The sequence below is a fragment of the Bradyrhizobium sp. 2TAF36 genome (genome assembly GCF_052114925.1).
Classification (GTDB): domain Bacteria; phylum Pseudomonadota; class Alphaproteobacteria; order Rhizobiales; family Xanthobacteraceae; genus Bradyrhizobium; species Bradyrhizobium barranii.
In genome coordinates this window covers 34,048-54,846 of record NZ_JBFRFR010000023.1, presented here as the reverse complement: position 1 = coordinate 54,846, position 20,799 = coordinate 34,048, and the positions used below count along the sequence as shown (strand labels likewise).

Genomic DNA, 20,799 nt, shown 5'->3' with positions numbered 1-20,799 from the left:
GGCTTTCCGGACGGCATGTCGACTGGAAGACCATGAAGCTGCGCGACCTCCTAGGTCAGGACGTTCCAGGCAATGATGCCGCAATCGAGCCCGCTGTCGCGGCGCTCGATGTGACCGGCGTTGCGCTCGACAGCCGTATGGTCAAGTCAGGTGATCTCTTCTTCGCGCTCGCGGGCAGCAAGACCGACGGCGCGCGCTTCGTCGATGCCGCGATTGCAGCAGGCGCGGTGGCGATCGTCGGCGACCATGCACCTGATGGCAGCAAGGTGCCGTTCGTCACGGTGGCCAATCCGCGCCGCGCGCTGGCGCTGGCCGCGGCCAAATTCTTCCCCGCACAGCCGGCGACCATCGCGGCGGTGACCGGCACCAGCGGCAAGACCTCGGTCGCCGCGTTCACGCGCCAGATCTGGGAACGGCTGGGGCATGCCTCCGCCAGCATCGGCACCATCGGTCTCGTCTCGCCCAGGCGCACCGTCTACGGTTCGCTGACGACGCCGGATCCGATCGCGCTGCACCGGCAGCTCGATGAGATCGCGCGCGAAGGCGTGACGCATCTCGCCTTCGAGGCGTCCTCGCACGGGCTCGACCAGTACCGCCTCGACGGCGTGCGTGTCTCCGCCGGCGGCTTCACCAATCTCTCGCGCGACCACATGGATTACCATCCAACCGTCGCGCATTATCTCGCAGCAAAACTCCGCCTGTTCCGCGAACTGGTCCCGGCGGATGGCGCGGCGGTGATCTCCGCCGACCATGATTGCTCGGCGGAAGCAATCAATGCTGCCAGGTCGCACGGCCTGCGCGTGATGGCGGTCGGCCGCAACGGCGACGGGGCAGGCGCGGGCATTCGTCTCGCCGCGGCCGAGGTCGAAGGTTTTTCGCAAGTCCTTGCCGTCGAACATCGCGGCAAGCGTTATGCGGTCCGGCTGCCGCTGGCCGGCGAATTCCAGATCGAGAACGCACTGGTGTCGGCCGGTCTGGCGATCGGCACCGGCAGCGATCCGGCCAACGTGTTTGCGAGCCTCGAACATCTCGAAGGCGCCAAGGGTCGGCTCGAGCGCGTCGGCGAGCGCAACGGTGCGCCGATCTTCGTCGACTACGCCCACAAGCCCGACGCGTTGGAGAAGGCGTTGCAGGCTTTGCGGCCTTACGCAAAACGCCGGCTGGTCGTCGTGTTCGGCGCGGGCGGCGATCGCGATGCCGGCAAGCGCCCGATCATGGGCGAGATCGCGGCCGAGAACGCCGACCGCGTCATCATCACCGACGACAATCCGCGCAGCGAGAAGCCGGAAGCCATTCGCGCCGAAATCCTCGCGACTGCAAAAGGTGCCCGCGAAATCGGCGACCGTGCCGCGGCGATCCGCACCGCGATCGAGGAGTTGGAAGACGGCGATGCGCTGCTCGTCGCCGGCAAGGGCCACGAGACCGGACAGATCGTCGGCGGCGAGGTGCTGCCCTTCAGTGATCACGAGGCGGTCGCCGCCGCATTAGCGTCGAGGGATGCATGAGCGCGCCAATATGGACGGTTGCCGAAGTGGCGCGTGCGCTGGGCGCTGCGGGATCATTTCCGGACACGCCGATCGACTTCGTCACCCAGGACAGCCGCCTGGTGAAGCCGGGCTGCCTGTTCGTCGCGCTCAGCGGTACGCCGAGCGGCGGCTTTATCTCGGCCTTCGCCAGCGCGCGCGACGGCTGGGAGTTCGCCGACAAGGCGGAAGCATCGGGCGCGGTCGCGATGATCGTGCCGCATGAGATCGCCGGCATCCGCATTCCCCAGATCGTCGTCAAGGACACGCTGATCGATGGTCTCTGGGGCCTCGCACGCGCCGCACGCGCCCGTTTCAACGGACCGGTGATCGGACTCACCGGCAGCGCGGGCAAGACCAGCACCAAGGAATTCCTTGCAGCCTACCCCGGCGCCTATGCCAGCCCATCGAGCTTCAACAATTTCTGGGGCGTGCCGCTGACGCTGTGCAATGCGAGGCCTGACGCCAGCCTCTGGGTCGTCGAGATGGGCATGAACCAGACCGGCGAGATCGCGCGGCTCAGCGAGCTGACGCGGCCGACCGTCGCGCTCGTCGTCAACGTTCAGCCGGTGCATCTGGAAAAGCTCGGCTCGCTCGAAGCCATCAGGCGCGAGAAGGTGTCGATCGCGCTCGGCCTGCCCGAGGATGGCGTGCTGGTGCTGCCTGCCGGGATCAAGGCGCCGGACTGGAAGGGCAAGGTCGTACGGTTCGGCGAGAAAACCGAGGTGCACGAGGTCGCGCACGCGCCGCATGGCGAGAGCTGGCAGGTCGTGGCCGCGCTCGGCAAGAAGGAGATCGCCTTCAGCCTGACGCCGGGCGCACCGCACCGCGTGCAGAATGCGCTTGCGGCGCTCGCTTCGATCCGCGCCGCGAACCTCGATGCGGCGACGCTCGCGATCAAGCTCGACCGGGTCGGCATCATGACCGGCCGCGGCGTCGAGCAGGCGATTGGCGGCGTCACCGTGATCGACGACAGTTTCAACGGCAATCCGGCCAGCGTGGCTGCTGCACTGCAAAGCCTCCAGGCGCGCAACGTGACCGGCGGCCGTCGCATTGCGGTGCTCGGCGACATGCTGGAACTGGGCGATGACGCACCAAGCTACCATACGGCCCTCGCCAAGCATCTCGACGGCATCGACGGCGTTTACTGCGTAGGTCCCTTGATGCGCCATCTCTACGAGGTGTTGCCGGCGGGCAAGGGCCTGGGCTGGCACGACGACCCCGTCACGCTGAAGCCGGGCGAGGTCGCAAATCTGCTGAGGGCAGGCGATGTCGTGGTTGTCAAGGGCAGCAAGAAGATGTTCTGGGTCAACAAGTTTGTGCCGGGCCTAGTGGCCGCCTTGCAGGCAAAGGCGTAAACTGCTTGGAAGGCGCTGTTCCCGAATCCCACCCTTTGCGGCGCGAAGCCGTCCGTTTTCCCAGAGGTCGCCCGACCCATGAAGAAGACCCGCGAATGCGCGTGAGGCAAGTCAAGGCCAACACCAAGGCCGCGTGCAAAGGCGCCATAGGACCGTCTGAATGTTTTACTGGCTGATCGAGCTCTCCAACACATTTCCCGGCTTCGGTGCCGTTCGCACCTTCCTGAACGTCTTCCGCTACATCACCTTCCGCACCGGCGGCGCCGTCGTCACCGGCGCGCTGTTCGTGTTCCTGTTCGGGCCCTGGATCATCGACCATCTGCGCATCCGTCAGGGCAAGGGCCAGCCGATCCGGACCGACGGCCCGCAATCGCATCTCGCCAAGAAAGGCACGCCCACCATGGGCGGGCTGATGATCCTGTCCGGCCTCACGGTCGGCACCGTGCTGTGGGCCAATCCGCTCAACCCCTATGTCTGGATCGTGCTGGCGGTGACGCTCGGCTTCGGCTTCGTCGGTTTCTATGACGATTACCTCAAGGTGACCAAGCAGACCACGACGGGCTTCGGCAGCAAGCTGCGCCTGCTGATCGAGGCAGCCATCGCGCTGGTCGCCTGCTATGCGCTGGTGCGGTTGAACCGCGATCCCGCGTCGACCGCGCTGACGATTCCCTTCCTCAAGGACACCGTGCTGCATTTCGGCTGGTTCTTCGTCGTGTTCGGCGCCTTCGTCATCGTCGGCGCCGGCAACGCGGTGAACCTCACCGACGGTCTCGACGGTCTTGCCATCGTTCCCGTGATGATCGCGACCGCGAGCTTTGCGATGATCGCCTATCTCGCCGGCAACGCGGTGTTCGCCGACTATCTCCAGATCAAATATGTCGCGGGAACCGGCGAACTCGCGGTGCTCTGCGGCGCGCTGCTGGGCGCCGGTCTCGGGTTCCTCTGGTTCAACGCGCCGCCGGCCTCGATCTTCATGGGCGACACCGGCTCGCTCGCGCTCGGCGGCATGCTCGGCGCAATCGCGGTCGCGGTGAAGCACGAGATCGTGCTCGCGGTGATCGGCGGCCTGTTCGTGCTGGAAGCGGTTTCCGTCATCGTGCAGGTGGTGTCGTTCAAGCTCACCGGCAAACGCATCTTCCGGATGGCGCCGATCCATCACCATTTCGAGCAGCTCGGCTGGACCGAACCGCAGATCGTGATCCGGTTCTGGATCATCTCGGTGATGCTGGCGCTCGCCGGCTTGTCGACGCTGAAGCTGCGGTGATCGATCGATGATCCCGGTCACATCCTTCGCCGGCAAGACGGTCGCGGTGTTCGGCCTCGGCGGCTCGGGGCTTGCGTCCTGTCACGCGTTGAAAGCGGGCGGCGCTGAGGTGATTGCCGCCGACGACAGTGCCGAGAACGTCGCCAAGGCCGCGCAAGCGGGTTTCGTCACCGCCGATTTGCGCAACGTCTCCTGGGCGAATTTCGCAGCCCTCGTGCTCGCGCCCGGCGTGCCGCTGACGCATCCGGTGCCGCACTGGAGCGTGCTGAAGGCGCGCGAGGCCGGCTGCGAGGTGATCGGCGATATCGAGCTGTTCTGCCGCGAGCGGCGGCGGCACGCGCCGAACGCGCCATTCGTCGCGATCACCGGCACCAACGGCAAGTCGACCACGACGGCGCTGATTGCGCATCTCACAAAGGTCGCCGGCTACGACACCCAGATGGGCGGCAATATCGGCACCGCGATCCTGTCGCTGGAGCCGCCGCGCACGGGCCGCGTCCATGTCATCGAGATGTCGTCCTACCAGATCGACCTCACGCCCTCGCTCGATCCCTCCGTCGGCATCCTGCTCAATGTCAGCGAGGACCACATCGACCGTCACGGCACCCTCGCGCATTACGCTGCGGTGAAGGAGCGTCTCGTCGCCGGCGTGCAGGCGGGTGGCACCTCGATCGTCGGCGTCGACGATGGCTTCTGCCGCGACATCGCCGACCGGCTCGACCGTGCCGGCAAGAACGTGGTGCGGATCTCCGTCAAGAACCCGCTGGCCTCCGGCATCCATGTCGAGCACGGCACCATCGTGCGCACCGCGGGCGGCGCGCGGAGCGAGGTCGCAAAGCTCGGCGGCATCGGCTCGCTGCGCGGCCAGCACAACGCGCAGAACGCGGCCTGCGCCGCCGCCGCCGCGCTCGCGATGGGCATCAGCCTCGATGTGCTGCAGAACGGCCTGCGCAGCTTTCCCGGCCTCGCGCATCGCATGGAGCAGGTCGGCCGCCGCGGCAACGTGCTGTTCGTCAACGACTCCAAGGGCACCAATGCGGATGCCACGGCGCATGCGCTGTCGTCCTTTTCGGAAATCTTCTGGATCGCCGGCGGCAAGCCCAAGGCGGGTGGCATCACTGGCCTGACCGGCTTCTTCCCACGCATCCGCAAGGCCTATCTGATCGGCGAGGCCGCGCAGGAGTTTTCGGGAACGCTGGGCACGCAGGTGGCGCACGAGATCAGCCAGACGCTGGACATCGCCGTCGAGCACGCCGCGCGCGATGCCGAAGCCTCGGGCCTCGCGGATGCAGTGGTGCTGCTGTCACCCGCCTGCGCGTCCTTCGACCAGTACCGCAATTTCGAGATCCGCGGCACCAAGTTCCGCGAGCTGGTACAGGCGCTGCCGGGTGTGAAGCCGGTGGTGTAGGGCGCGGCTACTCCTTGCTCCGCTGTCGTCGCCCGGCTTGACCGGGCGACCCAGTATCCCAGAGGCGGTGCTTGAGCCGGGAGGCCACGGCGTACTGGATGCCCCGGTCAAGCCGGGGCATGACGAGCATGTGAGGTCGGCGCTCGCTCCTATCTCCAAACATCCGCGTTTCCTTAACCCCCCGGTAACCAACCTCGGCGACCAATGGACCGACCTCTGTCCGAAAGCGGCCGCCCATGCTCTCCCGTGAAGAACGCACCCCCTTTTCCGAGTGGTGGTGGACCGTCGACAAGCCGCTGATGGGCGCCATCCTGGCGCTGATGCTCACCGGCGTGATCCTGTCGCTGGCGGCGAGCCCGCCGGTCGCGACCCGCATCGGGCTCGATCCGTTCCACTTCTTCAGCCGGCACGTGATGTTCCTGGCGCCGTCCTGCCTGGTGCTGCTCGGGGTGTCCTTCCTGACGCCGCGCGCGATCCGCCGCTCGGCCCTGATCATCTTCGCGGCCAGCATCATCCTGATCGTGCTGACGCTCGCGATCGGCCCCGAAGTGAAGGGATCGCGGCGCTGGATCACGCTGCTCGGCGTCAACATCCAGGCCTCCGAAGTTGCAAAGCCGTCGTTCGTCGTCATCGCCGCCTGGCTGTTCGCGGAATCGACCAGGCGGCCGGAGATGCCGGCGACCTCGATGGCGCTGGTGCTGCTCTTGATGCTGGTCTCGCTGCTGGTGATGGAGCCCGATTTCGGTCAGACCATGCTGATCCTGATGGTGTGGGGCTCGCTGTTCTTCATCGCGGGCATGCGCATGATCTGGGTGTTCGGCCTGGCGGGCGCCGCCGCTGCCGGTCTGTTCAGCGCTTATCTGTTCGTCCCGCACGTCGCCGGCCGCATCAAGCGTTTCATGAATCCGGCTTCCGGCGACACCTTCCAGGTCGATACCGCCATGGAAGCTTTCTACAACGGCGGATGGTTCGGGCTCGGGCCGGGCGAGGGCATCGCCAAGCGCAGCCTGCCGGACAGTCATACCGACTTCGTGTTCGCGGTTGCCGCCGAGGAATTCGGCATCATCCTGTGCCTCGCGATGCTGGCGCTGTTCGCTTTCGTCGTGATCCGCACGCTGTCGCGCGCCTACGCCAATGAGGACATGTTCTCGCGCTTTGCGGCGTCCGGCCTTGCGATCCTGTTCGGCGTGCAGGCCGCGATCAACATGTCGGTCAACCTCCAGCTCATCCCCGCCAAGGGCATGACGCTGCCCTTCATCTCCTATGGTGGCTCCTCGATCGTGTCGCTGGCCTATGGTGTCGGCATGATGCTGGCGCTGACGCGGCTGCGCCCGCGGACTGAAGTTGAGGCGAGCGGCCACGCCGAGGCGATGCGCAGTTACGCGTGACCCTCTCGTGTCCCGGACAAGCGTAGCGAAGCGGAGCGCAGAGCCGGGACCCAGAATGCCGCACCCATGGGCCCCGGTTCAGCAGCGCACCACGCCGCGAAGTGCGGCGCGCTGCGCTGCGCCCGGGGCACGAGCACGGCTCGCAATAGGCGCTTTTACCCTGTAAATACCGCTACCATGGACACTTCCCCCCTGATTCTTCTCGCCGCGGGCGGCACTGGCGGCCATTTGTTTCCGGCCGAGGCGCTCGGTGTCGAGCTGATCCGGCGCGGCTTTCGCGTCCGCCTCGTCACAGACGAGCGGGCCCTGCGCTATAGCGGGCTGTTCAGCAAGGACATGATCGACGTCGTCTCGAGCGAGACCGCGCGTGGCCGCAATCCATTGCAGCTCGCCTATGCCGGCCTCACGCTCGCCGCAGGCACGCTGTCCGCCTACGGCCTGATCAGGCGATTGAAGCCCGTCGCCGTCGTCGGCTTCGGCGGCTATCCGACGCTGCCGCCGCTGGTCGCCGCGAAATTTGCGGGCGTGCCTAGCATCATCCACGACGCCAATGCGGTGCTCGGCCGCGCCAACCGGTTCCTGTCGAGCCGCGTCCGCGCCATCGCGACGTCCTTGCCCGGCGTGCTCGACCGCGATCCGGCGCTGGCAGGCAAGACCACAACCGTGGGCACGCCGATGCGTCCGGCGATCCTCGCCGCAGCCGCCGTGCCCTATGTCGCGCCTGAAGCGAACGGACCGCTGCGCCTGCTCGTCGTCGGCGGCAGCCAGGGCGCGCGCATCATGGCCGACATCGTCCCGGGTGCGATCGAGCGCCTTGAGCCTGCGCTGTGGAGCCGGCTCGTCCTCACCCAGCAGGTGCGCGACGAGGACATGGCGCGCGTGCGCGCGGTCTACGACAAGCTCAAGATCAATGCCGGGCTCGCGCCGTTCTTCACCGATCTGCCGGCGCGGCTCGCCTCCAACCATCTGGTGGTGTCGCGCTCCGGCGCCGGCACGGTCGCCGAACTCGCCGCGATCGGACGGCCCTCGATCCTGGTGCCGCTGCCCGGCTCGATCGACCAGGACCAGTTCGCCAATGCCGGCGTGCTGGCCAAGGTCGACGGCGCGATCCGTATCCCGCAGACCGAGTTCACCTCCGACCGGCTCGCCGCCGAGATCTCCGCCTTCGCCGCCGAGCCCGCGCGTCTTGCCTCCATGGCCGCAGCCGCGAAGGGGGCGGGGCGGCTCGATGCGGCCGAACGGTTGGCCGATCTGGTGGTCAAAGTCGCGGGAATCTGACGCGAAAAAGCCCTTGTCTTGGCCTTCCAAAGCGGGGCATCCAGTAACAACGGCGCGGCTGATTTGGCCGTGACCTTCGCCAGATGCCGCCTTTCCGGCGGCAAGGTCAGGGAACAGAGCATGAGACTGCCGCGCGAGATCGGACCCATCCACTTCGTCGGGATCGGCGGGATCGGCATGAGCGGCATCGCCGAGGTGCTGGTCAATCTCGGCTATGTCGTGCAGGGCTCGGACGCCTCCGACAATTACAATCTCGACCGTCTGCGCAAGGCAGGTGCAAAGGTCTCGGTCGGCCACAAGGCCGAGAATGTCGACGGCGCTGCGGTCGTCGTCGTCTCCACCGCGATCAAGCGCGACAATCCGGAACTGATGGCGGCGCGCGAACGCCGCATTCCCGTGGTGCGCCGCGCCGAGATGCTGGCCGAGCTGATGCGGCTGAAGAGCTGCGTCGCCATCGCCGGCACCCATGGCAAGACCACCACGACCACGATGGTCGCAACGCTGCTCGATGCCGGCGGCCTCGATCCCACCGTGATCAATGGCGGCATCATCAATGCCTATGGCTCGAATGCGCGCCTCGGTGCCGGCGACTGGATGGTGGTCGAAGCGGACGAGAGCGATGGCACGTTCCTGAAGCTGCCGACCGATGTCGCGATCGTCACCAATGTCGACCCTGAGCATCTCGATCACTTCAAGACCTTCGAGGCGGTGCAGGACGCGTTCCGGCATTTCGTCGAGAACCTGCCGTTCTACGGCTTCGCGGTGATGTGCATCGACCATCCCGTCGTGCAGAGCCTCGTCGGCAAGATCGAGGATCGCCGCATCATCACCTATGGCGAGAATCCGCAGGCCGATGTGCGGCTCGTCGATCTCACCCCGATGGGCGGTGGCTCCAAGTTCAAGGTCGCGTTTCGTGATCGCAAGACCGGCGCCGTGCACGAGATCGCCGATCTCATGTTGCCGATGCCGGGACGCCACAACGCCTCGAACGCGACGGCCGCGATTGCGGTCGCGCGCGAACTCGGCGTGTCGGACGAGGCGATTCGCAAGGCGATCGCAGGCTTCGGCGGCGTCAAGCGCCGCTTCACCAAGACCGGCGAGTGGAACGGCGTCACGGTGATCGACGATTACGGTCATCACCCCGTCGAGATCGCGGCAGTGCTGAAGGCGGCGCGGGAATCCACCAACGGCAAGATCGTCGCCGTGGTGCAGCCGCATCGCTACACCCGCCTGCAATCGCTTTTCGAGGAATTCTGCACCTGCTTCAACGATGCGGATGCGGTTGTTGTCGCCGATGTCTATGCCGCCGGCGAGGCGCCGATCGACGGCATCGACCGCGATCATTTCGTAGCCGGCCTGCGCGCCCATGGCCACCGCGAGGTGATCCCGCTGCCGGCAGCGCCGGAGCTTGCAGGTATCGTCAAGGGCCTGGCGAAGTCGGGCGATCTCGTCGTGTGTCTTGGTGCCGGCAACATCACGCAATGGGCGTATGCGCTGCCGGACCAGTTGAAGGCGCTCGGATGAGAGTACTCTGGCTGCAGCTAAGAGATGTTCCCGGTGGCTTCGGTATCACCGCTCGGGATTGGCAAGATGCGATGTATCTTCTAGCCGAAGCAAGGCAGGTTCTGAAGGGACGACCGATAGAAGAGCCGATGATCGAGAGCTGGACGGACGTGCGAAGCATTGATGAACTTGATCAAGACCATGTTGTTCCAAACATGGGCACGATGCTTCATCGTGGTGTCTGGTTTCCAAACCTTCCGTACGTCCAATGAGCTTTCCCGACATCACACACGAGCTCAAAGCCGCAATGCCGCAACTTCGCGGACGACTGCTCGCCAACCAGTCGCTCGCCGAGCTCACCTGGTTTCGCGTCGGTGGTCCCGCGCAGGTGCTGTTCACGCCGGCGGATGAGGACGATCTCGCTTACTTCCTCGCGCATCTTGCGTCCGACATTCCCGTCTATGTCGTCGGCGTCGGCTCCAACCTGATCGTGCGCGACGGTGGCATTGCGGGCGTGGTGATTCGGCTGGCGCCGCGCGCCTTTGGCGAGGCGAGCGCGAGCGGCGATGTCGTCACCGCTGGAACTGCCGCGCTCGACAAGCGCGTGGCGGAAGTGGCGGCCTCCGCCAATATCGGCGGGCTCGAATTCTATTTCGGTATTCCCGGCACCATCGGCGGTGCGTTGCGCATGAATGCGGGCGCCAATGGCGGCGAGACCAAGGACGTGTTGATCGAGGCGACCGGCGTTGCAAGGGACGGCAGCAAGCACGTGTTCTCGAACGCCGACATGAAGTTCGTCTACCGCAACAGCGGCGTCGACCCCTCCATCATCTTCACCTCCGCGCGCTTTCGCGGCGAGATCAGGGATACTGATGCGATCCGCGCGCGCATGGCGGAGGTGCAGAACCACCGCGAGACCGCGCAGCCGATCCGCGAAAAGACCGGCGGCTCGACCTTCAAGAACCCGCCCGGCCATTCCGCCTGGGAGCTGGTCGACGCCGCCGGCTGCCGCGGCCTGCGCGTCGGCGGCGCGCAGGTCTCGGAGATGCACTGCAATTTCCTGATCAACACGGGCGATGCCACCGCGCACGACATCGAGACGCTGGGCGAGACCGTGCGCGAACGGGTGAAGGCAAACTCCGGAATTGGGCTACATTGGGAAATCAAGCGGATTGGAATTCCCGGCTAACCTGGACAGGCGACGAGAGAACATGCGCATCACCATCCTCTTCGGCGGCTCCAACCGGGAGCGTCTGGTTTCGGTCGCCTCAGCCCAGGCGTTACATCAGGCGCTGCCCGAGGCCGATCTCTGGTGGTGGGACGTCGAGGACAAGGTGCATGTCGTGCAGTCGAAGCAACTGCTCGAACACGCCCGTCCATTCGAGGACGAGTTCAAGCCCGGCACATCGGGCATTCCGCTGGGGCAGGCGCTCGACCAGGCCAAGACGGAAGGCCGCGTGCTGGTGCTCGGCCTGCATGGCGGGCGCGCGGAGAACGGCGAATTGCAGGTGATGTGCGAGGCGCGCGGCGTGCCCTTCACCGGCTCGGGCTCGGCCTCCTCGCATCTCGCCTTCGACAAGATCGCGGCCAAGCATTTTGCCGCGCTCGGCGGCGTGACGCCGCCGGAAAACGTTGCGCTTGAGAACATCGACGAGGCCTTCGCCGAATACGGCCGGCTGATCGCCAAGCCCGCGCGCGACGGCTCGAGCTACGGCCTGATCTTCGTCAATGCGAAGCAGGATCTCGTCGCGGTCCGCAATGCCGCGAAGCACGAAGACTATGTGATCGAGCCCTACATCGCAGGCGTCGAGGCGACCTGCGGCGTGCTGGAGCGCCCCGACGGCTCGATCATCTCGCTGCCGCCGATCGAAATCATTCCGGGCGAGGGCAATTTCGACTACGCCGCAAAATATCTCCTGAAGTCGACCCAGGAGATCTGCCCCGGGCGTTTTTCGCCCGAGATCACCGCTGCGCTGAAGGAGCAGGCGATGCTGGCGCATCGCGCGATGTCCTGCACCGGCTATTCCCGCTCGGACTTCATCGTCTCCGACAGGGGCCTGATCTATCTCGAGACCAACACGCTGCCCGGGTTGACCAAGTCCTCGCTCTACCCAAAGGCGCTGAAAGCCGAAGGCATCGCGTTCGTCGACTTCCTGCGCGGCCTGGTCGAGCTCGCCGGGCGGGGCGTAAGAAAATAATTAGGACTGGTTAACGGCCGAACCGGCGAAATGGCCGATTTTGGAAGCCAAAACCGGTAAAATGCCGGACATCGCGGCATAAATGCCTCACACGCCTGGGCAAAACGCATCCCGCGTTAACGAAGTTTACCTTTTGTTTACCAGGACGTCCGAAGGTTAACGCTGGCGGCGCATATGACGCTTTGGCTGCCGGCACGTGGGCTGTTGCGGGTGATGTCACCTCCAGCGAACGCTTTGAAGGGGAGAGGTTTTCTTCTTCTGAAGACCAGCACCCGGCCCGGCAAGTCCGAGACGTCATGTTCGCCAGGACCCGCGCGATGTCGCGGGCTAACTGTTGACGAGCTCGTGCAATGGATGGTGCAGGAAGCCTCACTCGGTCGTTTCTGAGATCGCTGAGGCCCCAAGCTGACCTGAAGGCGGCCGCTATCGGAGCGGTCATGCTTCTGCGCGAGTGGGTGCAGGACAAGCGCGACGAGAAGCGCGCTGCCGCCCAGAACAAGATCAGGTCCAAGACCAAAGCCAAGCCCGTCGTCGAGCGCGAGCCGCCGCCGCGCGTGGTCGCGCTGGTCGAGCGCTATGCGCCGCGCCGGATCGGGATCACCATGACCGTTCTGCTGCTGGTCGGAAGCTGCGGCTTCGGCATCGTCAGGGGCGGCCACCTCCAGGATTTCATCGCGGCAGTCAGCGACACCCGCAACGCGCTGGCCAATTCCGCGGGCTTCCGCATTACCTCTGTCGTGATCAACGGCCGCAAGCAGCTCAGCCAGGACGAGATCCTCGCGGTCGGCGGGGTCAGCGGCCGCTCCTCGCTGCTGTTCCTCGACGCCGACGTCGTGCGCGACAAGCTCAAGGCCAATCCCTGGATCGCGGATGCGACCGTGCTGAAGCTCTATCCGGGCCGGCTCATGATCGACATCACCGAGCGCCAGGCGTTCGCGCTGTGGCAAGAGGCCGGCCGGCTCTCCGTCATCGCCGATGACGGCGCGGTGCTCGAGCCTTACGTCTCGCGCCGGTTCCTGTCGCTGCCGCTCGTGGTCGGCAAGGGCGCCGACACCCAGGCGCGCGATTTCCTGGCGCTGCTGGCGCGCTATCCGCAGATCAATTCGGTGACCAAGGCCGCGATCTATGTCGGCGAGCGGCGCTGGAACCTGAGGCTCAAGGATGGCCTCGACATCCGTCTGCCCGAGCAGGACGTCGGCAACGCCCTCGCGACGCTGTCCAGGCTCGACAAGGAGGACAAGCTGTTCTCCCGAGACATCGTCGCCGTCGACATGCGCCTGCCCGATCGCCTGGTGGTGCAGCTGTCCGACGACGCCGCCAAGGCGCGCGAGGACCTGTTCAAGGACAAGAAGAAAAAGAAGGCCGGGGACGCCGCATGACCGGTCTTGATCGCACCCAGACCCCGAAGACGCGCCCGATGCCGCACAAGCGCGGCGGCATCGTCGCCTGCCTCGATATCGGCACCAGCAAGATCGCCTGCATGATTGCGCGGCTGAGGCCGTCGGCGCCGAGCGAAGCCCTGCGCGACCGTACCCACGCGGTGGAGCTGATCGGTTACAGCCAGATCCAGTCGCGCGGCATGAAGGCCGGCGCGGTGATCGATCTTGCCGAATGCGAGCAGGCGGTACGCCAGGCCGTCGGGCTGGCGGAGAAGATGGCCAAGGTGCGGGTCGAGTCCGTGCTGCTGTCGGTCTCCGGCGGCCGGCTCTCCGGCCAGCTGGTCGAAGCTGCGGCCGACATCCGCGGCGGCGCGGTGACGCCCGCCGATGTCAGCCGCGTCACCTCGACCGGCATGCGCCACGCCACCGGCGAGGGCCGCACCGTGCTGCACGCGCTGCCGGTCGGCTATACGCTCGACGGCGTCAAGGGCATCCGCGATCCGCGTGGCATGGTCGCGCATCAGTTCGGCGTCGACATGAACGTCGTCACCTGCGAGGCCACCGTTGCCCGTAACCTGATGCTGGCGGTGGAGCGTTGCCACATCAATGTCGAAGCCATGGCGGCGAGCCCCTATGTGGCCGGCCTGTCGGTGCTGACCGACGACGAAGCCGACCTCGGCGCCGCCGTCGTCGAGATGGGCGCGGGCACCACCACCATCGCGGTCTATTCCGGCGGCCGCTTCGTGCATGCGGCGGGCTTTGCGGTCGGCGGGCAACACATCACGATGGATCTCGCGCGCGGACTCTCCGCGACCATTGCCGATGCCGAGCGAATCAAGACGTTATATGGGACCGTCATCACCGGCGGATCGGACTCGCGTGAGCTGATGTCTGTACCGACAGCCGGTGACGAGCAGGATCTGCCGCAGATCGTCTCCCGCGCCACCATCGCCAACATCGTCAAGCACCGTGCCGAGGAAGTCTTCGAAATGGTTCGGGACAAGCTGAAGGATTCGCCCTTCGCCTCAGAGCCCAACGGCCGCGTCGTGCTCTCCGGCGGCGCCTCGCAGCTGACCGGCCTCGTCGAACTCGGCACACAGATTCTCGGCCGGCCCGTGCGGGTCGGACGTCCGCTCGGTTTCGGCCGGCTGCCCAACGAGGCGAAGAACGCCGCGTTCGCGGTGCCGGCCGGGCTCCTCGTCTACCCGCAATATGTTCATCACGAGCATGTCGAACCGCGGCATACGCGGCAGCAGGTCAAGACAGGGACGGGCGGTTATTTTGGAAAGGTCGGACGATGGCTACGCGAGGGCTTCTGATGAACCGGTTCCGCAACCTTCGCATTTCACCAACTCCCGCGGCCGCCGGCCGGGGCGAACCCACGCGCGCGTGATCGAGAGGCAAACATGACCATCAGCATCAATGTTCCTGATATTCACGAATTGAAGCCCCGGATCACCGTGTTCGGCGTCGGTGGCGCCGGTGGCAACGCCGTCAACAACATGATCACGGCGGGCCTCCAGGGCGTCGACTTCGTGGTCGCCAACACCGACGCGCAGGCGCTGACGATGTCGAAGGCGCAGCGCATCGTGCAGATGGGCACGGCGGTCACGCAAGGCCTCGGCGCGGGTTCGCAGCCGAACGTCGGCGCGGCGGCGGCGGAAGAGGTGATCGATGAACTGCGCGACCATCTCTCGGGCGCCAACATGGTGTTCGTCACCGCCGGCATGGGCGGCGGCACCGGCACCGGTGCTGCTCCCGTCATCGCCAAGACCGCGCGCGACATGGGCATCCTCACCGTCGGCGTCGTGACCAAGCCGTTCCACTTCGAGGGCGGCCGCCGCATGCGCACCGCCGAGGCCGGCATCAACGAGCTGCACAAGGTCGTCGACACGCTCCTGATCATCCCGAACCAGAACCTGTTCCGGGTCGCCAACGAGAAGACCACTTTCGCCGACGCCTTCGCGATGGCCGACCAGGTGCTTTACTCCGGCGTTGCCTGCATCACCGACCTGATGGTCAAGGAAGGTCTGATCAACCTCGACTTCGCCGACGTTCGCGCCGTCATGCGCGAGATGGGCAAGGCGATGATGGGTACCGGCGAAGCTTCGGGTGACAAGCGCGCGCTGACCGCCGCTGAAGCCGCGATCGCCAACCCGCTGATCGACGATAGCTCGATGAAGGGTGCCAAGGGCCTCCTCATCTCGATCACCGGCGGCAAGGACCTCACCTTGTTCGAGGTTGACGAAGCCGCGACCCGCATCCGCGAGGAAGTCGATCAGGACGCCAACATCATCGTCGGCGCGACCTTCGACGAAGCGCTCGACGGCCTGATCCGCGTCTCGGTCGTCGCCACCGGCATCGAGCAGGCAACGATCGCCCGCAACACCCAGGCCACCAGCGCCCCGGTCGCGAACGCGGCGCCGCAGCAGATCCAGCAGGTGCAGCAGGCTCCCGCTGCTCCGGCCGCTGCCGAGAGCCGTCTCGCCGACCTGACCGCGCGTCTGCGCGCCGACAATCAGCGCATGGCCGAGCGCGCCCAGAAGCTGGAAGCCCAGATCCCGGCCGCCGCCCCGACCGCGCCGCGTCCGAATGTCGAGCGCGCCGCGCTGGCCGCCATCGCGGCTGCCGTTGCCGAGGTCCCGCAGGCGCCCGCGCCGATGCAGACCTATGGCGACGTCACGGTACGCCCGATCGCGCAGAAGCCGACGCTGTTTCCGGAGCCTGACATGGCCCCGGTCGCGATGCAGGAGCCGATGACGCCGGAAACCTTCATCCCGCCGCAGGCCGAGCGTGGGCCGGTCCGTGCACCGCGGATGCCGCGTATCGACGAACTGCCGATGCCGGCCCAGGCCGAGCTTCGCCAGGCCCGCGGCGAGGTTGAAGAAGAGACCCCGCAGAAGACCCGCCTGTCGTTGCTCCAGCGCCTCGCCAATGTCGGCCTCGGCCGCCGCGACGAGGAGAGTGAGGCGCCGGTCGCAGCCCGCACCGCCGGTCCCGCGATGCCGCCGCTGCCCGATCGCCGGCCCCAGAAGAGCGTGGCGCAGCAGATCGCGGCGAGCGAGCCGGTATCGGAGTATGCCCGCCGTCCTGCGCCTCAGGGCCTGGACATGCATGGCCGCCCGGCGCCTGTTGCGCCGGCGCCACAGGGTGACGACCATCTTGATATCCCGGCCTTCCTGAGGCGTCAGGCGACCTGAGGATTGTTACAATAGGGCTGACGAAAAAAGGTCCCGGCGGGAAGCTTGCCGGGACCTTTCCTTTGGTCCCGTGCATGCCCGGATTGCGGCATCAAACAACTGATTTTAAATCATTAATTACGCATTTGGTGGTTCAGTAAAACTGCCGATAACGGTCCCAAACTCCGGCGCAATTTGGTTAAGCCTTGGCGCGAATACGGCAGGTTTGGGGTAACAATCGGTAAAAAAGCGTGAGTTGGCGCTGTTTGAGGCTGTGACTATGGTTTGCCGTGACTTGGGGATACGGAGATTCGCAACCGTCGGCACTGGCCGGCCAAGCGGGCCTAGTATAAGTCGCAGTGGGTCGTAGTGGGGCGGATTCCTGATGAAATTTAGCCGGCAAACAACGCTTCGTGCGCAAGCCACAGTGGCCGGCGTTGGCGTTCATTCCGGGCTTCCCGTCACTCTCACGCTTGGGCCTGCGCCCGTCGATGCGGGGTTTGTTTTTGTCCGCACCGGCCTCGAGGGAAGTGACCGTGAGATTCAGGCGACCGCCGACCAGGTGATCGCGACCGACTTCGCCACCGTCCTCGGCGATCGTGACGGCCCGTTGGTTTCGACCGCCGAGCACGTGCTTGCGGCGCTGCGGGGCATGGGCGTCGACAACGCCACCATCGAGATCGACGGACCGGAAGTGCCGATCATGGACGGCAGCGCCGCGGCCTTCATTGCCGCGATCGACCAGGCCGGCATCGTCAGCCAGCCGGCACAGCGCCGCTTCATTCAGGTTTTGAAGCCGATCTCGGCCAAGGTCGGTGACTCCTTCGGCGAGATCCGGCCCTACGCCAACGGGTTCCGCGTTGATATCGAGATCGACTTCACCAATCCCGTCATCGGCCAGCAGAGCTACGGCTTCGACCTGAGCCCGGAGCGCTTCCGCCGCGAAGTCGGTCGCGCCCGGACTTTCGGCCTGATGTGCGACGTTGCCCGGCTCTGGAGCGCGGGTTACGCACTCGGCGCCTCCTTCGACAATACCGTCGTGTTCGACGACGAGCGGCTGCTCAACACCGAGGGCCTGCGCTACGCCGATGAATGCGCCCGCCACAAGGTGCTGGACGTGATCGGTGATCTCGCGCTGGCCGGCCTGCCGCTGCTTGGCGCCTACCGCTCGGTGCGTGGCGGTCACAAGCTCAACCACGCTGTCCTGACCGCGCTGCTCGCCGACCGTACCGCCTGGCGGGTGGTCGAGGGCGAGGCGGTCCGCCGCGCCACGCGTCCCGTGGGCGAAGTCGGTCGCGGCATCGTCGGCGGGCGGATCGCCGCAGCCTACGGGCCGGACGTGTCCTGAAGAGACCTGTCGCCACTGGCGTTCTGTTGCCGCCGGCGTTTGGCGGCGGCTCCCGGGAAACTCCTGGTAACGATGATCGGCTAGGATTGCGGCGCGTTCGCCTTAATCCGGGCGAAATGCCTGCCTATCCGGTTGGTTCGAGATCGTTTTTCGGTTACACGGCGTGGTCGCATGGCAGGCGCCACGGCTACATTTCGCGCCCATGACGGGGTTCATGGGCTGGCGGACACCGCATCACAGGGCGTCAGGGCTTAAATTCATGTCGGCACAGCGTATGACGCGCGGATATCTCTCGGTCTCGCCTGGAGTCCGCGGGCTGCTTCAAGCCGCCACCTTCTTGGTGCTCGCGCTGCCGCTGGCCGGCTGCGGCACCGGCGCGCTCTGGGACAAGTTCACCGCCAAGGACGACACCTTCACCGAGGAGCCCGCCGACAAGATCTATAATGAGGGCCTGTACCTCATGAACGAGAAGAAGGACATGAAGGGGGCGAACAAGAAGTTCGAAGAGGTCGACCGCCAGCATCCTTATTCCGACTGGGCCCGCAAATCGCTGTTGATGTCGGCCTATGCCTCCTACCAGGGCGGCGACTATGACGGCTGCATCGGCGCCGCGACCCGCTACGTCACGCTGCATCCCGGCAGCCCGGACGCGGCCTATGCGCAATACCTGATCGCCGCCTCCCATTACGATCAGATCCCGGACATCAGCCGCGACCAGGCCCGCACCGAGAAGGCGATCGCCGCGCTGGAAGAGGTGAACCGCAAATATCCGAACTCGGAATATGCGACCTCGGCCAAGGCCAAGATCGAGGGTGCGCGCGACCAGCTCGCCGGCAAGGAGATGAATGTCGGCCGCTATTACATGCAGAAGCGCGACTACACGGCCGCGATCAACCGCTACAAGGCCGTCGTCACGCAGTACCAGACCACCCGCCATGTCGAGGAGGCTCTGTTCCGGCTCACCGAGGCCTATATGACGATCGGCATCGTCGCCGAGGCGCAGACCGCAGCCGCGGTGCTTGGCCACAATTTTCCTGACAGCCGCTGGTACAAGGACGCCTATAATCTTGTAAAATCCGGGGGTCTCGAGCCGAGCGAGAATCAGGGTTCCTGGATGAGCAGGGCCTTCAAGAAGATAGGCCTATAGTCTCGGCTAGGAAATTTGATTCCATGCTGGCGCGTCTGTCGATCCGTGACATCGTCCTGATCGAGCGGCTCGATATCGAATTCGCCACCGGACTTGCGGTTTTGACCGGTGAGACCGGTGCGGGCAAATCCATCCTGCTCGATGCCTTTGCACTGGCGCTTGGCGGCCGCGGCGACGCCGGGCTCGTGCGCCATGGCGCGGAGCAGGGGCAAGTCACCGCCGTCTTCGATATCCCCAAAAATCACCCCGCGACGAGGATTCTGGCCGAGAACGGCCTGGATGATACCGGCGAGATGATTCTCCGCCGGGTGCAACTCGCCGACGGCCGCACCCGTGCCTTCATCAACGACCAGTCGATCAGCGTGCAGACGCTGAAGGCGGTCGGTGGTGCCCTGGTCGAGATCCATGGCCAGCATGACGAGCGCGCGCTGGTCGATGCCGCCACCCACCGCCGCCTGCTCGACGCCTTTGCCGGGCTCGAAAAGGACGTCACCGCGGTCGAAGCGCTCTGGGACGCGCGCCGCACGGCCAGCGCCGCGCTGGAAGAGCACCGCGCCGCCATGGAGCGCGCCGCGCGCGAGGCCGACTATCTGCGCCACGCCTCCGACGAGCTGAAGCAGCTCGCGCCCAAGGAAGGCGAGGAGACCTCGCTCGCCGGTCGCCGCACAACCATGATGCAGGGCGAGAAGATCGCCTCCGATTTGCGGGAGGCGCAGGAAGCCGTCGGCGGCAATCATTCGCCGGTCGCCTCCCTGTCGGCCGCGGTGCGCCGGCTGGAGCGGCGCGGTGTCAACTCGCCGGCGCTGGTCGAGCCCGCCGTGAAGGCGATCGACACCGCGATCAACGCGCTGGAGGAAGCCGACCAGCATCTCCTGGCCGCGCTCGCCGCGACCGACTTCGATCCGGGTGAGCTCGAGCGCATCGAGGAGCGGCTGTTCGCGCTACGCGCCGCCTCGCGCAAATATTCGACGCCGGTCGATGGCCTCGCCGCGCTTGCCGCCAAATACGCCGCCGATGTCGTCCTGATCGATGCCGGTGCTTCGCGGTTGAAGAAGCTGGAGCAGGCGGCAATCGAGGCCGACGCGCGCTATGCCGCTGCCGCCAAGAAACTGTCGATGGCGCGGCAGAAGTCGGCGGACAAGCTCAACAAGGCGGTCAACGCCGAGCTCGCGCCGCTCAAGCTCGAACGCGCCAAGTTCATGACGCAGGTCGAGACCGATGAGGCCGCGCCGGGCCCGCAAGGTTTCGACCGCGTCGAGTTCTGGGTGCAGACCAATCCCGGCACCAAGCCGGGTCCGATGATGAAGGTCGCTTCCGGCGGCGAGCTCTCGCGCTTCCTGCTGGCGCTCAAGGTCGTGCTGTCCGACCGCGGCTCGGCGCCGACGCTGGTGTTCGACGAAATCGACACCGGGGTCGGCGGTGCGGTCGCAGACGCCATCGGTGGACGGCTGGCGCGGCTTGCCGGCAAGGTGCAGGTGATGGCCGTGACCCACGCCCCGCAGGTCGCCGCCCGTGCCGGCCAGCATCTGCTGATCTCCAAGGACGCCCTCGACAAGGGCAAGCGCGTCGCCACCCGCGTCAATGCGCTGGCCGCCGACCACCGCCGCGAGGAGATCGCCCGCATGCTCGCCGGCGCCGAGATCACGGCCGAGGCGAGGGCGGCCGCCGATCGGCTGCTCAAGGCGGCGAGTTAGACTTTGTGTCCCGGATGCGCGTAGCGCGAGCCGGGACACGGAATGCCGCCACACAGGCCCCGGCTCTGCAGCGCACGGCTCCGCGCTGCGCAGCGTCCGGGGCACGAGACCAACCGCCTTTACCCTCCCGCC

General features: G+C 66.1%; 16 protein-coding genes. All 16 read left to right on the top strand.

Annotation, left to right across the window (positions count from 1 at the left end):
- Positions 1-32 precede the first annotated feature (32 nt).
- The 16 genes from AB4Z51_RS14970 to recN all read left to right on the top strand — a co-directional run bounded on the left by AB4Z51_RS14970 (position 33) and on the right by recN (position 20,667).
- The gene (locus AB4Z51_RS14970) at positions 33-1,505 is read left to right on the top strand and encodes a UDP-N-acetylmuramoyl-L-alanyl-D-glutamate--2,6-diaminopimelate ligase (RefSeq protein ID WP_085399273.1); all 1,473 of its coding nucleotides are present in this window, start codon (positions 33-35) and stop codon (positions 1,503-1,505) included.
- A complete protein-coding gene (locus tag AB4Z51_RS14965) occupies positions 1,502-2,881 on the top strand; it encodes a UDP-N-acetylmuramoyl-tripeptide--D-alanyl-D-alanine ligase (RefSeq protein ID WP_085399274.1) in 1,380 nt (459 codons plus the stop codon). Before AB4Z51_RS14970 ends, AB4Z51_RS14965 begins: the two co-directional genes overlap by 4 nt.
- Positions 2,882-3,041: 160 nt before the next feature.
- A complete protein-coding gene (mraY, locus tag AB4Z51_RS14960; RefSeq protein WP_014492955.1) occupies positions 3,042-4,145 on the top strand; it encodes a phospho-N-acetylmuramoyl-pentapeptide-transferase in 1,104 nt (367 codons plus the stop codon).
- Between the two features lie 7 nt (positions 4,146-4,152).
- Positions 4,153-5,553: a UDP-N-acetylmuramoyl-L-alanine--D-glutamate ligase gene (gene murD, locus AB4Z51_RS14955; protein WP_085399275.1), complete on the top strand. Its 1,401-nt coding sequence runs from the start codon at positions 4,153-4,155 to the stop codon at positions 5,551-5,553.
- A 236-nt stretch (positions 5,554-5,789) separates the two neighbouring features.
- On the top strand, positions 5,790-6,941 hold the full coding sequence (gene ftsW, locus AB4Z51_RS14950; protein WP_063981538.1) for a putative lipid II flippase FtsW: 1,152 nt from the start codon (positions 5,790-5,792) through the stop codon (positions 6,939-6,941).
- A gap of 177 nt (positions 6,942-7,118) precedes the next feature.
- The gene (murG, locus tag AB4Z51_RS14945; RefSeq protein WP_085399277.1) at positions 7,119-8,219 is read left to right on the top strand and encodes an undecaprenyldiphospho-muramoylpentapeptide beta-N-acetylglucosaminyltransferase; all 1,101 of its coding nucleotides are present in this window, start codon (positions 7,119-7,121) and stop codon (positions 8,217-8,219) included.
- A 120-nt stretch (positions 8,220-8,339) separates the two neighbouring features.
- Positions 8,340-9,743: a UDP-N-acetylmuramate--L-alanine ligase gene (gene murC, locus AB4Z51_RS14940; protein ID WP_085399289.1), complete on the top strand. Its 1,404-nt coding sequence runs from the start codon at positions 8,340-8,342 to the stop codon at positions 9,741-9,743.
- Complete coding sequence (locus tag AB4Z51_RS14935; protein ID WP_135214113.1) at positions 9,740-9,994, top strand: hypothetical protein; 255 nt, start codon at positions 9,740-9,742, stop codon at positions 9,992-9,994. The genes murC and AB4Z51_RS14935 overlap by 4 nt, the downstream gene beginning before the upstream one ends.
- Positions 9,991-10,911 (top strand): UDP-N-acetylmuramate dehydrogenase, encoded by a 921-nt coding sequence (gene murB, locus AB4Z51_RS14930; protein ID WP_135214114.1) that lies wholly within the window; start codon positions 9,991-9,993, stop codon positions 10,909-10,911. Before AB4Z51_RS14935 ends, murB begins: the two co-directional genes overlap by 4 nt.
- Positions 10,912-10,933: 22 nt before the next feature.
- The gene (locus tag AB4Z51_RS14925; protein WP_085399279.1) at positions 10,934-11,920 is read left to right on the top strand and encodes a D-alanine--D-alanine ligase family protein; all 987 of its coding nucleotides are present in this window, start codon (positions 10,934-10,936) and stop codon (positions 11,918-11,920) included.
- Positions 11,921-12,270: 350 nt separating this feature from the next.
- Positions 12,271-13,299, top strand: coding sequence for a cell division protein FtsQ/DivIB (locus AB4Z51_RS14920; protein WP_085399280.1), 1,029 nt, complete (start codon positions 12,271-12,273; stop codon positions 13,297-13,299).
- Positions 13,296-14,618, top strand: a complete 1,323-nt coding sequence (ftsA, locus tag AB4Z51_RS14915) for a cell division protein FtsA (RefSeq protein ID WP_071910400.1) — start codon at positions 13,296-13,298, stop codon at positions 14,616-14,618. Before AB4Z51_RS14920 ends, ftsA begins: the two co-directional genes overlap by 4 nt.
- An 87-nt stretch (positions 14,619-14,705) precedes the next feature.
- Positions 14,706-16,499, top strand: coding sequence for a cell division protein FtsZ (gene ftsZ, locus AB4Z51_RS14910; RefSeq protein ID WP_085399281.1), 1,794 nt, complete (start codon positions 14,706-14,708; stop codon positions 16,497-16,499).
- Positions 16,500-16,863: 364 nt separating this feature from the next.
- Complete coding sequence (gene lpxC / locus AB4Z51_RS14905; RefSeq protein ID WP_085399282.1) at positions 16,864-17,826, top strand: UDP-3-O-acyl-N-acetylglucosamine deacetylase; 963 nt, start codon at positions 16,864-16,866, stop codon at positions 17,824-17,826.
- Positions 17,827-18,085: 259 nt separating this feature from the next.
- Entirely contained in the window at positions 18,086-18,973 is an 888-nt protein-coding gene (locus tag AB4Z51_RS14900; protein WP_085399283.1) for an outer membrane protein assembly factor BamD, read from the top strand.
- A gap of 23 nt (positions 18,974-18,996) precedes the next feature.
- The gene (recN, locus tag AB4Z51_RS14895) at positions 18,997-20,667 is read left to right on the top strand and encodes a DNA repair protein RecN (RefSeq protein WP_085399284.1); all 1,671 of its coding nucleotides are present in this window, start codon (positions 18,997-18,999) and stop codon (positions 20,665-20,667) included.
- The last annotated feature ends 132 nt before the right edge of the window (positions 20,668-20,799 follow it).